At 49.3% G+C, this 18,403-nt stretch carries 19 protein-coding genes; 7 read left to right on the top strand and 12 right to left on the bottom strand.

Annotation, left to right across the window (positions count from 1 at the left end):
* Positions 1 to 81: 81 nt before the first annotated feature.
* The gene (locus OIN60_RS00950; RefSeq protein WP_305752991.1) at positions 82 to 789 is read left to right on the top strand and encodes a DNA alkylation repair protein; all 708 of its coding nucleotides are present in this window, start codon (positions 82 to 84) and stop codon (positions 787 to 789) included.
* A gap of 6 nt (positions 790 to 795) precedes the next feature.
* On the opposite strand, the gene OIN60_RS00945 is transcribed toward OIN60_RS00950, so the two are convergent.
* Positions 796 to 969, bottom strand: coding sequence for a hypothetical protein (locus OIN60_RS00945; RefSeq protein ID WP_305752990.1), 174 nt, complete (start codon positions 967 to 969; stop codon positions 796 to 798).
* A gap of 274 nt (positions 970 to 1,243) precedes the next feature.
* On the opposite strand from OIN60_RS00945, the gene glxB reads away from it, so the two are divergent.
* The gene (gene glxB, locus OIN60_RS00940) at positions 1,244 to 1,627 is read left to right on the top strand and encodes a methylglyoxalase (protein ID WP_305753177.1); all 384 of its coding nucleotides are present in this window, start codon (positions 1,244 to 1,246) and stop codon (positions 1,625 to 1,627) included.
* 126 nt (positions 1,628 to 1,753) lie between these two features.
* On the opposite strand, the gene OIN60_RS00935 is transcribed toward glxB, so the two are convergent.
* Complete coding sequence (locus tag OIN60_RS00935) at positions 1,754 to 2,716, bottom strand: DMT family transporter (protein ID WP_305752989.1); 963 nt, start codon at positions 2,714 to 2,716, stop codon at positions 1,754 to 1,756.
* Between the two features lie 202 nt (positions 2,717 to 2,918).
* On the opposite strand from OIN60_RS00935, the gene OIN60_RS00930 reads away from it, so the two are divergent.
* From OIN60_RS00930 to OIN60_RS00920, 3 genes are all read left to right on the top strand, one after another.
* On the top strand, positions 2,919 to 4,259 hold the full coding sequence (locus tag OIN60_RS00930; RefSeq protein ID WP_305752988.1) for an aminotransferase-like domain-containing protein: 1,341 nt from the start codon (positions 2,919 to 2,921) through the stop codon (positions 4,257 to 4,259).
* Positions 4,260 to 4,418: 159 nt separating this feature from the next.
* A complete protein-coding gene (locus tag OIN60_RS00925) occupies positions 4,419 to 5,000 on the top strand; it encodes a DUF4256 domain-containing protein (RefSeq protein WP_305752987.1) in 582 nt (193 codons plus the stop codon).
* A gap of 19 nt (positions 5,001 to 5,019) precedes the next feature.
* Positions 5,020 to 5,493: a GNAT family N-acetyltransferase gene (locus OIN60_RS00920; RefSeq protein WP_305752986.1), complete on the top strand. Its 474-nt coding sequence runs from the start codon at positions 5,020 to 5,022 to the stop codon at positions 5,491 to 5,493.
* A gap of 89 nt (positions 5,494 to 5,582) precedes the next feature.
* On the opposite strand, the gene OIN60_RS00915 is transcribed toward OIN60_RS00920, so the two are convergent.
* The 8 genes from OIN60_RS00915 to OIN60_RS00880 all read right to left on the bottom strand — a co-directional run bounded on the left by OIN60_RS00915 (position 5,583) and on the right by OIN60_RS00880 (position 15,291).
* A complete protein-coding gene (locus OIN60_RS00915; protein ID WP_305752985.1) occupies positions 5,583 to 6,620 on the bottom strand; it encodes a LacI family DNA-binding transcriptional regulator in 1,038 nt (345 codons plus the stop codon).
* A 172-nt stretch (positions 6,621 to 6,792) separates the two neighbouring features.
* Positions 6,793 to 9,300, bottom strand: a complete 2,508-nt coding sequence (locus OIN60_RS00910) for a CBM35 domain-containing protein (protein WP_305752984.1) — start codon at positions 9,298 to 9,300, stop codon at positions 6,793 to 6,795.
* Between the two features lie 59 nt (positions 9,301 to 9,359).
* The gene (locus OIN60_RS00905; RefSeq protein WP_305752983.1) at positions 9,360 to 10,202 is read right to left on the bottom strand and encodes a sugar ABC transporter permease; all 843 of its coding nucleotides are present in this window, start codon (positions 10,200 to 10,202) and stop codon (positions 9,360 to 9,362) included.
* Positions 10,202 to 11,491 carry a sugar ABC transporter permease gene (locus OIN60_RS00900; protein ID WP_305752982.1) on the bottom strand — a complete coding sequence of 430 codons (1,290 nt, stop codon included), beginning with the start codon at positions 11,489 to 11,491 and terminating at the stop codon, positions 10,202 to 10,204. Before OIN60_RS00900 ends, OIN60_RS00905 begins: the two co-directional genes overlap by 1 nt.
* Before the next feature lie 66 nt (positions 11,492 to 11,557).
* Positions 11,558 to 12,832, bottom strand: coding sequence for an extracellular solute-binding protein (locus OIN60_RS00895; RefSeq protein ID WP_305752981.1), 1,275 nt, complete (start codon positions 12,830 to 12,832; stop codon positions 11,558 to 11,560).
* Between the two features lie 97 nt (positions 12,833 to 12,929).
* Complete coding sequence (locus OIN60_RS00890) at positions 12,930 to 13,172, bottom strand: type 1 periplasmic-binding domain-containing protein (RefSeq protein ID WP_305752980.1); 243 nt, start codon at positions 13,170 to 13,172, stop codon at positions 12,930 to 12,932.
* Between the two features lie 275 nt (positions 13,173 to 13,447).
* Positions 13,448 to 14,398, bottom strand: coding sequence for an alpha/beta hydrolase (locus OIN60_RS00885; RefSeq protein WP_305752979.1), 951 nt, complete (start codon positions 14,396 to 14,398; stop codon positions 13,448 to 13,450).
* A gap of 47 nt (positions 14,399 to 14,445) precedes the next feature.
* A complete protein-coding gene (locus OIN60_RS00880; protein ID WP_305752978.1) occupies positions 14,446 to 15,291 on the bottom strand; it encodes an SDR family oxidoreductase in 846 nt (281 codons plus the stop codon).
* 172 nt (positions 15,292 to 15,463) lie between these two features.
* Between OIN60_RS00880 and OIN60_RS00875 the strand changes: the two genes are divergently transcribed.
* Positions 15,464 to 15,847 (top strand): MerR family transcriptional regulator, encoded by a 384-nt coding sequence (locus OIN60_RS00875; RefSeq protein WP_305752977.1) that lies wholly within the window; start codon positions 15,464 to 15,466, stop codon positions 15,845 to 15,847.
* Positions 15,848 to 15,963: 116 nt separating this feature from the next.
* Here the strand turns inward: OIN60_RS00875 and OIN60_RS00870 are convergent, their stop codons facing one another.
* On the bottom strand, positions 15,964 to 16,296 hold the full coding sequence (locus OIN60_RS00870; RefSeq protein ID WP_305752976.1) for an antibiotic biosynthesis monooxygenase family protein: 333 nt from the start codon (positions 16,294 to 16,296) through the stop codon (positions 15,964 to 15,966).
* Positions 16,297 to 16,413: 117 nt separating this feature from the next.
* On the opposite strand from OIN60_RS00870, the gene OIN60_RS00865 reads away from it, so the two are divergent.
* Positions 16,414 to 17,346, top strand: a complete 933-nt coding sequence (locus OIN60_RS00865; RefSeq protein WP_305752975.1) for a LysR substrate-binding domain-containing protein — start codon at positions 16,414 to 16,416, stop codon at positions 17,344 to 17,346.
* A 219-nt stretch (positions 17,347 to 17,565) separates the two neighbouring features.
* Here the strand turns inward: OIN60_RS00865 and OIN60_RS00860 are convergent, their stop codons facing one another.
* The gene (locus OIN60_RS00860) at positions 17,566 to 18,312 is read right to left on the bottom strand and encodes an MBL fold metallo-hydrolase (RefSeq protein WP_305752974.1); all 747 of its coding nucleotides are present in this window, start codon (positions 18,310 to 18,312) and stop codon (positions 17,566 to 17,568) included.
* Between the last annotated feature and the right edge of the window lie 91 nt (positions 18,313 to 18,403).

Below are 18,403 nucleotides of genomic sequence, written 5' to 3'. Positions count from 1 at the left end.
CTGCCTAGATAAAAATAGCTGTGCTTAGCTATGATATAAAGGTAAGTAAGTACGACTAAAATTGGGAGGAAGTGTAAAACCATGAATTTAGAAACGGTCATGCAGGAGCTTGAAGCGCTCGGCAAGGAACGGCTCAAAAAAATGTACTTGTCCAATGGAGCGCATGAACCACTTTTTGGCGTGGCGACAGGTGCTATGAAGCCCCTAGCCAAAAAAATCAAAACCAATCAGCCTTTGGCCGATCAGCTTTACGCCACAGGAAACTACGACGCCATGTACTTTGCTGGCATTATTGCAGATCCAAAAGTGATGACCGGGGCGGATTTTGAACGCTGGATGGACGGGGCTTATTTTTACATGCTGTCCGATTACGTCGTTGCGGTAACCTTGGCGGAAACCGATATTGCGCAAGAAATCGCCGACAAATGGATCGCAAGCGGCGAAGAGTTAAAAATGTCAGCGGGATGGAGCTGTTACTGCTGGCTGTTGGGCAGTCGGCCGGACGCCCAGTTTGCCGAAAGCAAAATTGCTGACTTGTTGGAGATTGTGGAAAAGACGATACACGATTCTCCCGAACGAGCGAAATCTTCGATGAATAATTTTTTGTACACTGTAGGGGTATCCTATCTGCTGCTCCATGATAAGGCCGTCGAGACCGCAAAGGCCGTAGGCCCAGTAGAAGTTAAACGGGACAATAAAAAAAGCAGTATCTTGCTCGCTTCCGAAAGTATTCAAAAGGCGGCAGAAAAAGGGCAGCTTGGTTTCAAACGCAAATATGTAAGATGTTGAAAAATGTTAACCGTTTGTTCCCTCCCCTTCTCTCGCATAGGACAGCAGCGCTACAATCAGCGAACCGCAGGTAAGCATCAGCATAACCGCTCCAATGACAAACAAGTCAGGAAGCGTTGTTCCCACATTCTGCACCGCCATAATGGTCAATACCTCGCTGACAAAACGGGCGATCTCCATTCTCTGCTGCGGAACATAGTGTTTTGAGATTACTTTTGAATTTGTTTGTCAGCCTGATTTAATTCGTTTGAAATGTACAGCTCCATGATCCCGCCCCTCCCCCATCATTTAAAATCAGCTCAAATAAAACGGATAACAACTATAACTTACCATACCGGGCTGGAAATGAAAGACCTGAAGAGGATTTGCTGCAAGAATGTATGCTTTGTTCTGATTGGAGCCAGATTGTTAACAAAGCGCCGATATCACACATACCACAAGGAGGCACAACATGATGAAAATCATTGTTACCAGCATATTCGTTCAAGATCAAGATAAGGCATTGAAGTTTTATACAGAAACGCTGGGTTTTGTGAAAAAGCATGACGTTCCCGTCGGAGAATTTAGATGGATCACGCTTGTTTCCCCCAATGAGCCGGAAGGTATCGAGCTTTTACTCGAACCAAATAACCATCCTGCCGCCAAAGAGTATCAAAAGAAGATATTTGACGGCGGTTACCCGGCAACCATGTTTGGCGTTGCAGATATTCATAAAGAGTACCAACGTTTGCTGGAAAACGGCGTGAATTTTACTACAGAGCCGACAAAAATGGACAAACTCACCCTGGCTGTCTTCGACGATACATGCGGCAACCTGATTCAGATTGTGCAGCAGTAATAGCAAAAAAGGGGAGCTAACCTCCCTCTTTTGGGGTCGAGCTGCTATCGTAGCTATATCATGTTTTTTTATACCCGCCGAGCGTTCCACCTGGAATTCGAACCTTATTGTACACGGTCACAGGTATTATCCCTCTGCTTGTTTGGTCCGGTAACCCGGAGCGTTGCCGCCCTGCTTGGCCTTCTGCTTCACATTTGTGCCGATTACTCCTGCGATAATGAGTACAGAACCGATGAGATGGTAGACGGTCACGGTCTCTCCGAGCATCAATGCTCCGGCTGCGATGGAGATGACAGTGGACAGATTGGAAAAAACGCTGATCTTGGAAGCCTCAAGCTTGGACAGCGCATAGCTGGACGAGAAGGCTGTCACCAGTGATGCCAATATGCCGAGATAAAAGATGGACCAGGTAAAATCCGCATGCACCAGCGGTGCGAAGATTTGCTTCATCGTCCCATCAGCCGCATGACCAACGAGCGACACGACCCAAAAGGTGACACACCCGATCGCCATCATGGAGCTGGTGACCTCGGTCGGTGTGAACGTGCGAAGCAGAAAACGCGAAAGGACGACATAACCCGCAGATGCGAGACATGACAGGATAAGCAGCAATATGCCCGCTGCATTCGCAAGCTCAATGCCGTTACCTTGCATAACAAAGATCAATACCACGCCAAATACGGATAACAGGATCGAGAGCTTCTGCTGCAGTGTCGTGGCTTCCTTCAGAAAGATTCCTGCCAGCAAGGCGGTAAGGATTGGTGTCGTCGCAAAAATGATGCCACCTTCGGCAGATGAAGCATACTGCAATCCAAATGTCTGCAAGGTAAAGAAACCAAGCGGATACATCAAGGCTAACAGGAACAGTCTCAGCCACGGCTTGCCCTTGAGCGAAATGCGAAACACACCGGTGGCCACCAACACAACAATCGCCGCGAATGACAGAGTAAAGCGCAAGGCCAAAGTATCGATAGGATCGGCGTACATGAGAGCGACTTTTGTAAACATAAAGGATAATCCAATAATGAACGCATAGGCGAGAACGGCCAAATATGCATAAAAGCGACCACGTTGAGATTGAGATTGCATTGATGTTTCCTCCTTTTGACGAATGCGGCGTCGAATCTGTAATTGAATAGTAAGCTTTCCCCTTTCATGCCACAATGCGAAAAAAACGAAACTGTACCGATACAGCTATGGGCAGCGGTTATGGTGCTTGGGCGTTTTTTTCGGTATAGTGGGTCCAAGAAGAACTTCGGGTAAATATGGAGGCATGGGGAGCAAGGATGTCATGAAAAAATATTCAGCAATCCTGACGGATTTTGAACAAAAGCGGGCTGCAGGCGAGCTTCGCCCCGGACAGAAACTGCCATCCGTTCGTCAGGCGGCGGACATGTACGGCTGCAGCATCAGCACGGTGACAAGGGCTTATGCGGAGCTTGAGAAACGTCATGCAATCTATTCGATTCCACAAAGCGGTTATTATATCGTGGAAGACGAAGAGCAAGAGGCCGGGTTGGATGATGGGGTGATCGATTTTGCATCCTCCTCTCCCGATCTGAATGTATTTCCTTACCGGGATTTTCAGCATTGCTTGAACAAGGCAATCGATACATACAAATACCATTTGTTCACCTACGGGGACCCGCAAGGGCTGAGCGCTTTGCGCGAAACGCTCGTTAAGCATCTTGCCGATGATCAGGTGTTCGCCAAGGCCCAGCAGATCGCGGTGACACCGGGCATCCAGCAAGCACTTCATACATTAGCGAAAATGCCGTTCCCAAACGGCAGGTCGGTGATCCTGGTGGAACAGCCGAGCTATACTTTGTATTTAAAGTTCCTTGAGGCGGAGAATTTGCCCGTGAAGAGCATTGCGCGTACCGCAGAAGGCATTGATTTGCAGCAGTTGGAGGAACTATTTCGCAACGGGGATATCAAGTGCTTTTATACGATGTCGAGACATCATAATCCGCTCGGCACATCCTATGGGGTGCGGGAGAAAAAGACGATCGCTCGTCTGGCAGCCAAGTACGATGTGTATGTGCTGGAAGACGACTATATGGGGGATCTCGGAGACAGGCGCGGGTTTGAGCCCATATTTGCTTATGACCAGAGCAGGCATGTAGTGTATTTGAAAAGTTTCTCGAAAATCATCTTCCCCGGGCTGCGGATCGGTGCCGTGGTGCTGCCTGAGCCGCTTTTAGACAGGTTCCATACGTACAATCAGCAAGGCGGGGCTGCCCTGCTGTCACAGGCGGCGCTGGATATCTACATTAAAAACGGCATGTACGAAAGGCACCGAGAAAAGATCTATCGGCAGTATGAAGCAAGGGTTGAGACCTTGCACGACGCGGTAAAGATGTATAACGACGCAGGGCTGCTTGAAGTGGCGGATGTCCGTTCAGGCATTTATACGCAGTTCAAAATACCGCAGGCGGTCAATCTTGAGCGGGTAGTGGATCAACTCAAGAAACGGGGCGTGCTCGTAGGCAGCGGGAAGCTGTTCTACCTGTCAACCTATCTGCAACGGGAGAAGTTTTTGCGCATCAGCATCTCGCGCGCCCGTCCGGAGCAGATTCATGAGGGCGTGAAAGCTGTCATCGAAGAAGTAAAACGTGGAATGAATGCATAAGACCAAAACCTAATATTTTTCAATCTACTGAAGACCATTGCGCCTTCTTCGCTGGTTATGGTGACAAGATTATTACTGCTGAAGATTACGAGTATTTTGAAGATGGCCTCTATGCCTTCTTTTGATATAGGATCCGCGAATATAAGGAGGAGAGCTAACATGACAAAGAATAACGAAACCAGCAGCATAAAGGAATTGTCACCCGAACAACGTGAGGAACTGCTCGAAACAATAAAAGCCCGGTTTGAGAAAAACATGAACCGCCATAAAGGATTAGAATGGACTAAAGTTCAAACAAAGCTCGAAGCTAACCCTGAAAAATTATGGTCACTCAATGAAATGGAAATAACCGGCGGTGAACCGGATGTTGTTGGTCATGATGAAACGACGGGTGAATACATTTTCTATGACTGTTCAGCAGAAAGTCCTAAAGGCCGTAGAAGTGTTTGTTACGATCGTGAAGCGCTGGAATCAAGGAAAGCACATAAACCAGAAAATACCGCTGTGGATATGGCTGCTGCCATGGGCATTGAGCTTTTAATGGAAGAACAATACCGAGAGCTGCAGAAGCTTGGGAATTTCGATATGAAAACATCGAGTTGGGTGAACACTCCTGCTAATATTAGAAAACTCGGCGGGGCCATCTTTTGTGATCGCCGCTACGACACTGTCTTTATGTACCACAATGGGGCTGACTCCTACTATGGTGCAAGGGGGTTCCGTGGCTCGCTAAGGGTCTGATTATTGAAGGGAGAACAAGATGAATACAAGTTCGTTTCATTCATTGGAAGGTGAGTATATCTGCTTTAAATCACTAAGCTCAAATAATGTTAAAGAGATACATAGCTATGCTTCAGATGAGGATGTGTCACGTTTTATCGGCTGGAATTTAATGAATACCTTCCAGGCAGTGATAGGGACCGCTATGATTTTTAATTTTGACAAAGAAGCCAATCACGCCGAGATTGGTTATGTTCTGCATAAGGAGCATTGGGGCAAGGGTTATGGCACAGAAGCCGTTGGTTTAATGAGTGAATTCGCATTTGAATCCCTTCAGCTCCACAAACTGTATGCCAGTGTGGTAGATGCGAATATCGGCTCCGCCCGTATCCTTGAAAAGAGCGGGTATGCATTAGAAGGGCGGTTAAAAGATCACTATTTTATAGAAGACAACTATTATGATGCATTGCTTTACGGCAAAATAACCAAGCTGGCCCTAGAAAGAAGACCTTAGCTTTCGGGAACATAAGCCAATGCAAAAACAGCCATGATCAGCATTAACCCTTCCATGGCTGTTCGTAATACGAGCTGGCCGCTGCACCTTTACAAGAATGGCCCTCGTCCGGTGGTCTCGCGCACAATCAAATCAACAGGCAAGATCTTGCGCCGCTCTTCAATCGGCTGCCCGTCAATTTGATCAAGCAGCATGCGAACCGCTGCCTGCCCTTTTTCCAATATGTTCTGCGAAACGGTCGTAAGCGATGGAGATGTGTATTCGGATATAAACAAATTATCGAAACCGATCACAGAATACTCGCCGGGTACACTTTTTCCTTTTTCCCTCAATCCCTTAAGCAATCCCATTGCACTGATGTCGGAAAAAGAAAAAATCGCTGTGACGTCCGGTAGCTCCACCAGTCTGTTCGACGCTTGATAGCCTCCCTCCAGGGACGTCGGCAGCTTAATCATCAATTGGGGGTCGTACGCAATGCCCGCTTCCTCCAATGCATCTTTATATCCAAGCCAACGCTCATGCAGCACGCCGTAGCTGGAAATACGATCCACAGGAATGTCACCGACCAATAATGCAATCCGCCGATGGCCTTGAGCGATCAGATAAGACGTCGCCCGATAGCTGCCCATGCGGTCGTCGAGATTAACTTGATACAACTCGCTGTCCTGCAGATAGCTGTCAATAAAGACAACAGGTAGACCCAGCTCCATCGCCCGGCCAATCGCCTGTGATCTCTCATTCATGCCCACAATGATCAAGCCGTCCAATCTTCGCTCCTTCGCGAAGGCGAACGTTTCCGTGCTTTCGTCAATGCCGGCCAATATAATATGAAATTTCCGGTCCCGCGCCCCTTCCTCCACACCTGCGAGCAGATCCCAGTAGAAGGGATTGTCCTGCAGGCGCCCTGGCTCCATGGTCGGCACGACCAGACCGATCAAATCTGTTCTCCGTGTCTTCAAATTCCGGGCAGGCAAATTGGGTGTATAACCAAGCTCCTCGATCACCCTTTGAACCTTCTGTATCGTGCTGGCCGATGCGCGGCCTTTTCCATTCACAACGTTGGAAACGGTGGCGATGGAGACCCCTGCTTTTTTGGCCACATCGACAATGCTGACTTCTTGCTTCATATGAACACCGCTCTCTTTAATTGAAACATTTTACCACATTATAGCCCAAGCGATCCTGATACGGAAACCATGGACGGCAGCCTGTCCTGCCAGCCGCGCAAGCTTCCTTTTGCAGACCGCCTTGACCAAACGGAATAACGGCCAACCCGCTGCAAGCGGATCGGCCATGAGTTTACCAGCCGCTGTTCCCAGAGCCTTTAACAATCTGAAAAGCATGATTAGGATTGTGAAGACCGCCTGAAGCAGCGTCTTGTACTACAACGTTTGAAAACGATCCCGAACCTGTGACCCCATCAAAATAAATACCGTATGTTCCTGCTCCGTCAACGTTTACCCCATCCAAAACAATGCCGCTGATTTGCTGATTGTAGCTGAATTTGATGCCTTCATAGGTACTGTCCAGAATATCTGCCTGCTCGATCACAATAGGTGAAGTAATATTTTGATTTTCTGCATAAATCCATAATCCGCCAAAGCTGGTGTTCCAATTCGGCTCATAACCGCCGGTGCGCAGCAGGGTATTGCGTTTAATTTCCGTCGTTCCACTGAACGGTACGGCATTAAAACGGGTGCTCACGGCAATGCCTGCCGATGCCGTTACGGTATCCGCGCCAATGTTATCCCAGACTTTGTTTGCTTTTCCGCCGTACAAAGCAAACGTGTTGGCTAAGACCGGAATTTGCGCCGTATTATACCGAAATAAGTTGTTCTCGTTCGGCATACTGTCCGACCACATCGCGAAAGCGTCATCCCCTGTATTACGCACGTTGAAGTGGCTGATCATTGTGTTTTTCACACCGCCGTGAAAATTGACACCGTCTGCCCATGTATTACGCACACGGCCGCCTGTAATATACAAGCCGTCGGTGCCTGCCTGCAGCCAGAATCCAACCTTCATATGCTCGATCCAGACGTTCTGAATAAGCGAACCCGTGCCGAAGTTGCCCTCAATCCCGGCGTGATCCGCAGCGTCGTTCCGGTAAAACGAATCGCCGAAAATGGACAGATCGGCAATCCGCACATTGCCGCCCGTACCGTAGAAGCCCCCTTTTCCATTTGTCCCCTGCAGTGTCGTATGCCACATGCCTGCTCCGCGAATATGCACGTGATCCACGTTCACTCTGTCATTCATGCGGAATATGCCCGCCGGAATCCAGACACCAGCCTTGTTCATCGATTTCGCATATTGAACCGCTTCGCGCAGAGCCTGCGTATCGTCGTTAGAATCGTTCGCAGTCGCGCCGAAATCGGTAACGCTCACAAAATCCGCCGGCATGGCGTATGCAGGCTGCACTTGCTCCAGATTAACCAGGTCAAGGGTATAATAAGAGGCCGTATCTCCTTGGTCTTTTTGCAGCCTCACTGTTGCTCCGGCCGGAATATCCCCTACTATAAACCGGCTTTCATCATAAAAATGGTGCGCCCCGCCATTGGCGGGATGATCATTATAAGGATAATTCCCATACGTCCAGGCGAACTTGGAGCTCAGGTTCAACGCTTGCCGTTTGACCCCATTCACATACAAGCTGAGCGTAGCCTCTGTTCCTCCACCGCCCGGAGCATCTGGCATGCTGTAACGGACAATCAACGAGTTGGCTGCTGCGGGTGCGGTCCATTGCACATAACGGCCTGTCGACGATAGCTTCACGGCGCTTCGCCCGGAGGATTCGGCTGCAACGGTCAGATACTCACGGGACGGTGTCAGTACCTCTGCATTTGTCGTTCCTTTTTCCGCCTCCAGCTCCTGGTACGGCACGGTCGCTCCCCGATCTGCAAGTGTTATGCCATCCTCAACAGACAACAAATCCATTTGTACGCCGCTCATCGCTCCGCCGCTTGTCTCGTACCAGATGGTGTTTAACCCTTTGCGCAGCGGAAGCGTCTCCGTTTGATTGGCCCAGGCATCCGTTCCTCCAGTGGAAGCAAGCGATGTTGTCGTGGTGTAGACCCCGTTCACATATACGTTCATCACTCCTGATTCGCCAGTACTCTTGGCATAACGCAAAGTAACATCTTTATTTCCCGTGGATGCCGAATTGACCGTAAAAATGACCCGTGCGCCTGCAGAATCGAAATTACGCAATACATTTCCCGTTCGGACAACTCCGCCGGAAAAAAACTGCTCCTCTGCTTGATACACGTCCGGTGAACCAGGATTCGGCTCGGGTTCTGGTTCCGGCTCGGGAAGCAGCTCCCCGACAACGATATGGTCCAGATTCACATTCCCCGAATCTGTTGCATCAAACCGATATTGAACCGTGTTGCTGCCTTCATGAAGCGTTACCGTCTCTGCCTTCGTTCCCCATTCATCCCAGGCCGAGGTCGCAGGCAGCAGCAATTGACCCGTCTTTGCACCGTTGACGTAAAGGCTGAGCGTCATCGCCGCACCTGTTCCGTTGGCATAACGGAGTGTGATATCCCTGTCACCAGCAGCGGACGATTCTACCGCAAAGCTGACGGAAGCAGAGCCCTTGTTACTGTCGGTGAAGCCGCCGATAAAGCCGGAGCCCGAATACCCGGCATGATTGGACTCCACCAGCGCGCCACCCGCCAAAGAGGCATCCTCGGCTTCATAGGCAGTGGCGGCATAGATCGGCTGCGGCAGCGCCACAAGCGCCAAAATCATGCAGCTCATCAGGAACAGCAGCAATGCTTTTTGTTTCAATCCAGACCTTCTCATTTCGTCGCCTCCCCAAAAATAGACTCAAGACTCAAGCAGCCAATCCGGTGTCCCTGACACTACCCCTTCGTCGCGCCATCCGCGAGACCTGTGATCAAATAGCGCTGCAGGAACAGGAAGACGATGGCGATCGGTACCGCAATTAAAATTGCGCCTGCCGCAAAACGGGTAAAGTTGTTGGCAAATTTGTCGTTGATAAAATTAAACAAGCCGAGCGCCAGCGTGAATTTCTCCGGGCTGCGTAAAATGATGCGTGGCAGCAGAAAGTCCATAAACGGCGCCATAAAATTAAACAGTGCGACTACCGCAAGGATCGGTTTAGTGAGCGGTAGCAGAATTTGAAAGAAAATTCTGAAGTGGCCGGCACCGTCCATTTTGGCGGATTCATCAAGATCCCGCGGAATCGTATCCAGATAACCTTTGACCAAAAATGCATTCATCGGAAGCCCGCCGCCGATATAGATGACCACGAGACCCCACAAGGAATCCAACAGACCGACCACGTTCAACAGCAAATAAATAGCGACCATGCCCATCAGCACAGGAAACATCTGCAGCAGCAGGAAGGAATAAATGCCGTATTTTCGGCCTACAAAGTCATACCGGGAAAAGGCAAACGCCACAAAAGAAACAACAAGCACGGATACAACCGACGTGACGGCTGCTACAAAAAGCGTATTTTTGTACCATAACAGATAATCGCTCTGCGGATTCGCAAAAAGCCACTCATAATGAGTGAACGACCATCGCTCCGGTACAATACTTGAGCTGAACAAGCTGGTTCCGGGATTCAGCGAGATGCTCGTTGTCCACAGCAGAGGGTACGCAATGACCATAAACATGAACAGCACCACGCTGTAAATCAGTGTTAATTCCAGGCGGTTTTTGGCCTTTCTGCTCATCAGAACATCCTCTCCTCTCGGGACGCGCGGCTGCGGCTGAATTGAAAAAATGCAAAGATGGTGACGACGAGGCCCATAATAATCGAAATTACCGCCGCCATTTTGTAATTGTTGTTTTCGAACGTAAGCTTGTACACCCATGAAATCAGGATATCCGTTCCGCCGGCAGTTTGGTTTCGAACCGGGGGTCCGCCCTGATTGAACAGATAGATGATGTTGAAATTGTTGAAATTGCCCGCATACTGCATAATGAGCAGCGGCCCGGTTGCATACAGCACATGCGGCAAAGTAATATATCTGAACTTGTTCCACCGGCTGCCGCCGTCCACATCGGCCGCTTCGTACCAGTCTTGGGAAATGCTTTGCAGCACGCCGCTAAACAACGCAAAGACGAATGGAAAACCCAACCATACCTGGATCATGATGATGGTGATCTTTGCCCACACTGGATCGGACATCCATGGAATCTGCACCCCAAACGGCGCCAGCAGCTCACGGTTGATTGCGCCAAAATCGTCGTTGAACATCGCGGCAAAGATAAGAATGGTCACGAAGGAGGGCACGGCCCAGGGGAGAATAAATACAGTACGGATCAGCTTCTTGAACTTGACGCGGGCGTCGTTCACCATGACGGCCAACAGCATGGCGACCGCAATTTGCAGCGTCGTTGCGACGAACGTCCACACCACCGTCCATGATAAAACGGACAGCAGGCTTGCACGCCATATTTCTTCCGTCAACAACATTTTAAAGTTATCGATCCCCACCCAATTCAGAAGCTTCGCGGGCGGAGAATTGTATAAATTGTAATCCGTAAAAGCAAGGCAAATCATGAACAACAATGGAAATACAACCACGAAAGCCAGTATGAAGAAGCCCGGTAGCACCATGTAATAAGGGAAACCACGGTCCCATGCGGCGTGAAAGCCTTCCTTCAGGCTGGGAATTGTAAAACCATTTTGCAGTTGCCCACCGTCACGATAAGCATCGATCAAATTGTAAGCATAAAAAATGAGCATGAACCCTACCAGGATAACGGACAACAAACCCTGAACAAGTAGCGTGCGGGAGTCGTCCAGCATCGGAATGGTACCCAGCGTATAAATCCCCCAGAATCCAATGTTCAAAAAGTCGTACAGCCCTGACAAAATTGCCGCCGACAAGAGCAGGAACAGCCCCCCCTTGACATACCTGCGGTTATAAAGCTGCCCTAGTCCCGGTAATACAGAAAGCGCTACAGATAAAGCCGGATAATGATTAGACTTCCTTTTAAATTGGCCTGCTGCCAAGCTCCTCACCTTCTTCAACCGTCATGAATCTCATATCATGCCTTATGCATTCCCACGGATCTATGCCTATTGTGCGCCCGCCATTTTTATTTTGTCTTGAATCTGGGCGACAGCCTCGTCAAGCACCGCCTGCACGTCTTCCCCTTCTGACACAAATTTAAGCGCATTCGCCAGCGGATCCCACACATGCGTCAGCTCTGCGACATTCGGGAACGGTTTTCCGTATTGAATTTGCTCCGAGAAACCGGCAACCAGTGGATCATTGACGAGCAGCGGATCATTCAGAACGTCAAGATGAGCCGGCATTTCACCTGTCGCTTTAAACCATTCCATAGACGACTCCGCATTGGTTAAAAAAACAGCAAGGTCGGTTGCCCACTCCGGATTTTTGGAATAAGCAGAGAGCATCCACCCTTTTACGCCGATGAATGACTGCGGATGAGTGCCGTCTTCCATGACCGGCAGTGCCGCAACGGCAAGATTGTCCCCCAACTGTGCCTTATGGTCAGTAATGGCCCATGGCCCGTTAATGACCGCAGCAGCCTTGCCTTCATTGAACAGGCCACCGACAATATCACCGTTTACCCCTTTAGGCAAATAGCCCTTCTCGAACCAGCTTTGGATAAGGCTCATGCCTTGAACGGCCCCTGCCTGATTAAGCCCTATCTCGTTAATGTCAAAGCCGTTATCCGTTTCTTTAAAAATATAACCGCCGCTTCCGCCCATAAAGGCCCAGGAATAATAGAAATTCGTGGCATCATACAGAAAACCGTACTCATCGTTGCCCGCATTTGTCATTTTTCCAGCAAGCTGTTCAAGCTCCGCAATCGTCTTTGGCGCTTCAGGGACAAGCTCTTTGTTATACAGCAGCGCATACGTCTCAACCACAAACGGCAATCCATACAGGTTCCCGTCATAGCTCAGCGCTTCCAAAGTTTCTTTCGTAAAATTAGCTTTATCTTCGTCGCTCACCGTTAACGGCTGTACAAGTCCCTGCACCGAAAGACTGCCGATCCCCGGCTGATAGAAAAGATCCGGTCCTTTGCCCGCAGGTCCGTCCAGCGACAGCGCCTGCTGCTGATCGTTCATGGCAATCGGTGTAATATTTACCGGAATGCCGGTTTGTTCGGTATACTTCGCTGTTATGGCTTTTAAAGCTGCCAGTTTTTCGGCATTGTCGTCCGCCCAGATGGTAAGCTGCGCGGGCTTCGTGTTTTCATTCGTCCCGGGTTGGCCCGGGCTTGCATCACTTTCAACGCTGCGTTGTGGCCCGCATGCTGCCAGCATGAGAATAAAAACCAATAAAAAGACCCCAACAACCATACTCTTTTTGTGCGACACTCTGGATTCCTCCCGGATCATTTTCATCTTACTCTCACGTTAACACTGCTTTGGCTATCGTTTCCCGAACCTTGAGTTCGACGTGCAACACCACCTTTCAGGAGAATGAAGGCCCATTCCCGATTTGATCCATCAGCAGCTTCATTGCGGCCTGCCCCTTCATCAGACCAAGTGCCGCTATATCGGACAACGAAAAGACAGCGCTTACATTATTAGTACCAGTCAGCCATTCCACAGCCATAGCTCCAGTAAGTGCCTGGTCGCCAAATATCCCCCCCAGACGATCATCCAGACACACCTGATATAAATGCGGATCCTTGAGATAACTGTCGATGAACACACAAGGGATATCCCAATGGATGCTTTTGCAGCTCTGACGACTTGGCTTATGCTTACATCACGCTTCATTAGCCCTCCTTCATTAAACGTTTAATCTTTATGAATAATGACAGGTTAAACCTTTAAGCAGAGAGTAACATGCATTTATTCCCAGCGTCAAGCTCATTTATTTGTTGGCCTTGATCCACTTGAGCAGTTGACAGAGTACCGCCCACAACGCACAAAGCCGGTTGCGCTTAAAATCAGGCAACCGGCTTCTAATTGAATTGTGATGTTTTATAAAGCCCTATATAGAGCACGCTTTAAAGCCGCATGATATTCTTTTATCACTCGCTGGCTGATCTCGGCAGAAGGAAAGTATTCTTCGAAACCATGAAAACATCCAGGGTATAAATGAAATTCTGTTGGCACACCGGCCTGCGTTAGCCTCAGAACATAGTCGATGGTTTCATCGCGAAATGGATCCAGGTCACCGACACAGGTGTACATGGGTGGAAGCCCCGACAAATCGGTTGCACGTGCCGGAGCGGCATATTGAGATACTTCACCTTCATCCCCTAGATACATTTCCCATCCCAATTGGTTTTTTGCTCTGCTCCATACTCTGTCATCCGTTATTTCATTGCTGGACTTGGTCATGTGCCGATCATCAAGCATCGGATAGAGGGGCATTTGGAACAGGATCGAAGGACCATTTCGATCTCTTGCCAAAAGAGAGACGGCAGCCGTTAATCCACCACCGGCACTGGGGCCAACCACTGCGATTCTGGATGAATCGCTCCCCAGTTCTTCAGCGTTTTCGGAGAACCACTGGAGTGCAGCGTAGCAGTCCTCGAGCGGAGCCGGAAAAGGATGCTCTGGAGCCAGCCGATAATCCACGGAAACGATGACGCATTCGAGTTCCGATACCATCTGCTGCAAGGCAGGATCCATCATATCCGCGGAACCAAGAATATAACCGCCACCATGAATATAGAGAACTCCCGGTAGTGGCCCATTCTTTACTCGCGGTTCGTACATCTTGATCCGAACATCCGGATCCCCTGCTGCGCCCGGAATATATCTTTCTGAGGTCAAAACGGCATCATTAACAGGCAGAGATGCTGTCATACCGGCAACAAACTCTTGCATCTCTTTCCTTTTGGCCGCTAAATTCTCTCGAGTGTAAACAACCTCCGGTAAAACGGAAAACATATTTTTAAGTTCCGGGTGTAATCTTTCTTCCATTCTCCAACCATCCTTTGTGAAGCAGAGTCATAAATCGTCATTGAATGTCAACCCTGTCTATTTTGCCACGCCGTTTGCCCTAGCAAGTCGCGCATGGTCGCCATGTACTTTTCTTCCGAATGGGACCACCTCAGTTTAGCCGTTTCCTCTGCGTCCGGACCTGCGAGATAGCGCAGCCGGGCAGACGGATCGCATGCAGCGGTGTATATCTGATCTGCAACCTCGTTCTCATCCGCACTATCAAACGGATAGTTCATCATGGAGTTCATCATATGATCAAAATAAGGCTTGTACGGTTGTGGAATGGATACGGCTTGGGCGGCGGCCATGGTGTTCGACGTGAAATTCGTGGTTCGCATGGCTCCGGGTTCCACAAGTTTGACGGAGATATTTTGCGATTCCAGCTCGTACGACAATGATTCCGATAGCCCCTCGATGGCATGCTTGGTCGCGACATAGACCGTCAGCAGTGGGTTGGATACAAAACCCACGTTCGAAGTGATATTGACGATGGTTCCACCTCCTTGCTCACGAAAATAAGGGGCAATCGCCTGAATGACGTTCATGACACCGAAAACATTAGTCTCGAAAATTCCGCGGATCACATTCATGGGTGTAGCTTCAAATATCGAGAGGATGCTGACTCCGGCATTGTTCACGACGGCGTCGATCCGGCCGAACCTATCAACCCCTGCCGCAATCGCCGCCTCGATCGTGGCGGGCTTAGTAACATCAAGTGCGGTTACGAAAATCCGTTCGGGATTTTCCTCTGCCAAGCGCTGGTCCGGCTTGCGCATCGTCGCAACCACGTTCCATCCTTCATAAGCGAACTTCTTCGCTGCTGTATTTCCCAATCCGGTCGAACTCCCGGTGATCAACACTGTTTTGGTCATTGAAGACCCTCCTCTTCATCCTTTTGTTATTTCTCCCTTAGCTTACAAGGCTAAAGCCGCTCTAAGTCAAATCCAAAACATGATCCCTTATGGACAAGGGATGTATGGACTGGAAGCAAGCTCGGATTGTAAAATAGATGAAAGTAACTCTAACAAGTAAGAGGCGGTGAAAATGCTTATGGCTTATACGATGAAGGAAGTTGTGAATAAAACGGGCATTACCGCGTATACTTTGCGTTTTTATGAGAAGGAAGGCGTATTGCCGGCTGTTGACCGGGATGTTAATGGGGTACGCAAATTCAGCGACCATTACGTCGATTGCGTTGAGATGGTACAAGCCCTTCGTTCGACAGGTTTGCCCCTGGCCGAAATCAAACAATATGTTGAGCTATACAAGAGCGGAGATCGGACACTGCCCCTAAGAAAAACGATGCTGGCCAACCAAAAAAGCAAAGTGGAGGAACAAATCGTACGGCTGATGAAAACGCTGGAAAAGCTCAATTACAAACTGGCATTAATCGATGCCCAAGAAAACAAATTTGAACGGCTGCCCTGATCGGAGGAAGGTAGTATCTGTCACCTTCCTCTTTACAGTAACTCCCTTGCTGCCAGTCGAGACTGCACCTGCAGCAAAGGAGTTTATACGGGTTATGAGGGAATTGAGCACAGACATTACAAATTCATAAAGCTGTCCCTTTCGACCTTACTTACCCGCAGCCCGTAACGCTCGTACCATTGCGATTTTCCTTTTTCCTGCGCGACTTTATGCAGACTGTGCTCCCTCCACGCCTTAATGCTATCCAGCGAATCCCAATAGGAGACGGTAATCCCCAACCCATCCGCAGATCGAACGCTTTCTATGCCCAGAAAACCTTTCTGCTGTGCCGCAAGCTCCACCATTTTATCCCCCATGGCTTCATATCCCTTGTTCTCGCCGTCAGAGAGCTGTGAAGTAAATATAACCGCATAGTAGGGCGGCTCCGGCGTTTTTGCAATGGAATCCATGACTCTGCCTCCTCGTCGTTCATTCTATTTGAATTATAAGAGCACCCTTTTAATAAATAAAATGAATGTTTAGAATGGTTTATATGAAACTTTTTCATGTGAAAAGCGAGGGATAATATGAGCTTATTCAAGTATGAGATTTTGCTCAAGGTCATTGAGACCGGGAGTCTGACTAAAGCAGCAGAACAATTAAACTTGACCCAGTCGGCGGTTAGCCATGCCGTGGCAAGCCTTGAAGGAGAACTGGGGCTTCAGCTTCTTCATCGGGGCCGCTCAGGGGTACGGTTAACTCATGAGGGAGAGCGTTTATGGGGATACATGCAAGAAATGGTACACCTGCAAGGCAGGCTGCAGCAGGAAGCCGATCTTATTAAAGGACTGGAAACCGGTATGGTTACGATCGGTACTTTCACGAGTGTCTCCATGCATTGGCTGCCTGACATTATTAAAAATTTTCAGGACCAGTACCCGCTCATTCATATCAAACTGCTTGACGGGGATTATCAGGAGATCGAAAGCTGGATCGCGAGGGGCACCGTGGATTTCGGCTTTGTCAATTTACCAACGGTTCAGGGCTTGGAGCAAATCGAATTGAAGCAGGACAAACTCCTGTGCATCATACCATCCGGCCATAGGTTGAGTGAAGAAGAATGCATAACCACGGATCATATTTCTGAAGAGCCATTTATTATGCCAGCCAAAGGCTGCGATACGGATGTACGTAAATGGTTTTCGGAACAGGGTGGTACGCCCCGCGTGCGATTCGAGCTGGAAGATGACCATGCCATTATAGCCATGGTGCGCAGCGGGCTGGGCATCAGCATTCTTCCTGAGACGATCCTATCCGACCGTCCGTCAGGTCTTTACGTCTGCCCACTTGCGCCGGAGGCTCACAGAACCATTGGCTTAGCCGCGCTTTCCTTCAAGAAAGGTTCGCCCGCGGCGGCCAAGGCGATAGCGTTTATTATTGAAGCTTTTCGCTCCGAAGCTGGTAAAATTCCCTTTCATAATGCTGCTGCGCAGCACTTAACGCATCCGGGATCGACATAATGCCCAGCTCCAAAATCTCCTCATTCTCAAAAACCGAAGCGCAAGGCGACAGTCCTCCCAATAGTGTAATCTTAATGCTGATCTCATCCCTGGCGTTGTGGCTTGTTTATGGAAATAAGTTGTCCTTCAAAAAGCAAAAGCATTAAACAGACCCCTGCGCCACATGGCTCAGGGGTTAATCGGAGTCTCCACCCAGTGTACGAGCATAGCCGCTTTATATCAGATCCATTGTCCATCACTCGGAATCACGACCCGGTCAAGCAGCCTTTCCTTCTCCACCCGGCCGCGCAAATCCGCTCTTGTGACAAGACAATGATTGATCGCGTCCATATGCACAGCCACCACCTTCGTCTTCGGAGCATATTGGCATACACGGATCACATCGTCTTCATCCATCGTGATCGGATCACCCACATTGAACCGCGCTCCCCCGGCGTTAACCACCGTTATGTCCGGCTGATGGGCGTCCAATGCCTGCTGCACATCGTCACACCAGATCGTGTCCCCCGCGATATACAACGTCGGTTCACCTTCCGCTTTGAAAACAAAACCGGATACAGGCCCCATCTGCTTCCCGATCTCCCCTGTGCCGTGCTGTCCGCTTGTCCGATGGATCGTCACGCCTTTAAAGGTAATGCTTTCATTTACGGCAGTTACCGAGCCAAAACCTGCAGAGATGATAGCTGACTCATCCTCCGGCTGACAGATTACCGATGTTGATTTTGACAGCGCCACAATCGCAGCTTCATCCCAGTGATCTGGATGCAAATGCGTGACAAGCACGGCGTCCGGATTAAACAGTCCCTCCATTTCAAAAGGCAGCGGCACGAGCGGGTTACGGCGGTCGTTCGGCGTATTAATAACCGGTGGGTTCGCTCCTGCGTCACTGAACATCGGGTCAACCAGGAACTGTGTTCCTCCATATTCCAGCCACAGCGTGGCATGGCGTATTAATTGAAGCTTCATTATTTTGCACCCCTTATCTTTCGAATCATGAATCTGCTAAAATTATATATAAAACAAGCGATAAGGTAATCATCCCGGTGAATGGAAAAAC

The sequence above is a fragment of the Paenibacillus zeirhizosphaerae genome (genome assembly GCF_030705605.1).
Classification (GTDB): Bacteria; Bacillota; Bacilli; order Paenibacillales; family Paenibacillaceae; genus Paenibacillus; species Paenibacillus zeirhizosphaerae.
The sequence above is the reverse complement of the archived record's forward strand: the minus strand, read 5'-3'. Positions and strand labels throughout refer to the sequence as shown.

Excerpts from the sequence above, each read along its gene's own strand:
- OIN60_RS00950 (WP_305752991.1), top strand. The coding sequence starts at position 82 with ATGAATTTAGAAACGGTCATGCAGGAGCTTGAAGCGCTCGGCAAGGAA.
- OIN60_RS00945 (WP_305752990.1), bottom strand. The coding sequence starts at position 969 with ATGGAGATCGCCCGTTTTGTCAGCGAGGTATTGACCATTATGGCGGTG.
- glxB (WP_305753177.1), top strand. The coding sequence starts at position 1,244 with ATGAAAATCATTGTTACCAGCATATTCGTTCAAGATCAAGATAAGGCA.
- OIN60_RS00935 (WP_305752989.1), bottom strand. The coding sequence starts at position 2,716 with ATGCAATCTCAATCTCAACGTGGTCGCTTTTATGCATATTTGGCCGTT.
- OIN60_RS00930 (WP_305752988.1), top strand. The coding sequence starts at position 2,919 with ATGAAAAAATATTCAGCAATCCTGACGGATTTTGAACAAAAGCGGGCT.
- OIN60_RS00925 (WP_305752987.1), top strand. The coding sequence starts at position 4,419 with ATGACAAAGAATAACGAAACCAGCAGCATAAAGGAATTGTCACCCGAA.
- OIN60_RS00920 (WP_305752986.1), top strand. The coding sequence starts at position 5,020 with ATGAATACAAGTTCGTTTCATTCATTGGAAGGTGAGTATATCTGCTTT.
- OIN60_RS00915 (WP_305752985.1), bottom strand. The coding sequence starts at position 6,620 with ATGAAGCAAGAAGTCAGCATTGTCGATGTGGCCAAAAAAGCAGGGGTC.
- OIN60_RS00910 (WP_305752984.1), bottom strand. The coding sequence starts at position 9,300 with ATGAGAAGGTCTGGATTGAAACAAAAAGCATTGCTGCTGTTCCTGATG.
- OIN60_RS00905 (WP_305752983.1), bottom strand. The coding sequence starts at position 10,202 with ATGAGCAGAAAGGCCAAAAACCGCCTGGAATTAACACTGATTTACAGC.
- OIN60_RS00885 (WP_305752979.1), bottom strand. The coding sequence starts at position 14,398 with ATGGAAGAAAGATTACACCCGGAACTTAAAAATATGTTTTCCGTTTTA.
- OIN60_RS00880 (WP_305752978.1), bottom strand. The coding sequence starts at position 15,291 with ATGACCAAAACAGTGTTGATCACCGGGAGTTCGACCGGATTGGGAAAT.
- OIN60_RS00875 (WP_305752977.1), top strand. The coding sequence starts at position 15,464 with ATGCTTATGGCTTATACGATGAAGGAAGTTGTGAATAAAACGGGCATT.
- OIN60_RS00870 (WP_305752976.1), bottom strand. The coding sequence starts at position 16,296 with ATGGATTCCATTGCAAAAACGCCGGAGCCGCCCTACTATGCGGTTATA.
- OIN60_RS00865 (WP_305752975.1), top strand. The coding sequence starts at position 16,414 with ATGAGCTTATTCAAGTATGAGATTTTGCTCAAGGTCATTGAGACCGGG.
- OIN60_RS00860 (WP_305752974.1), bottom strand. The coding sequence starts at position 18,312 with ATGAAGCTTCAATTAATACGCCATGCCACGCTGTGGCTGGAATATGGA.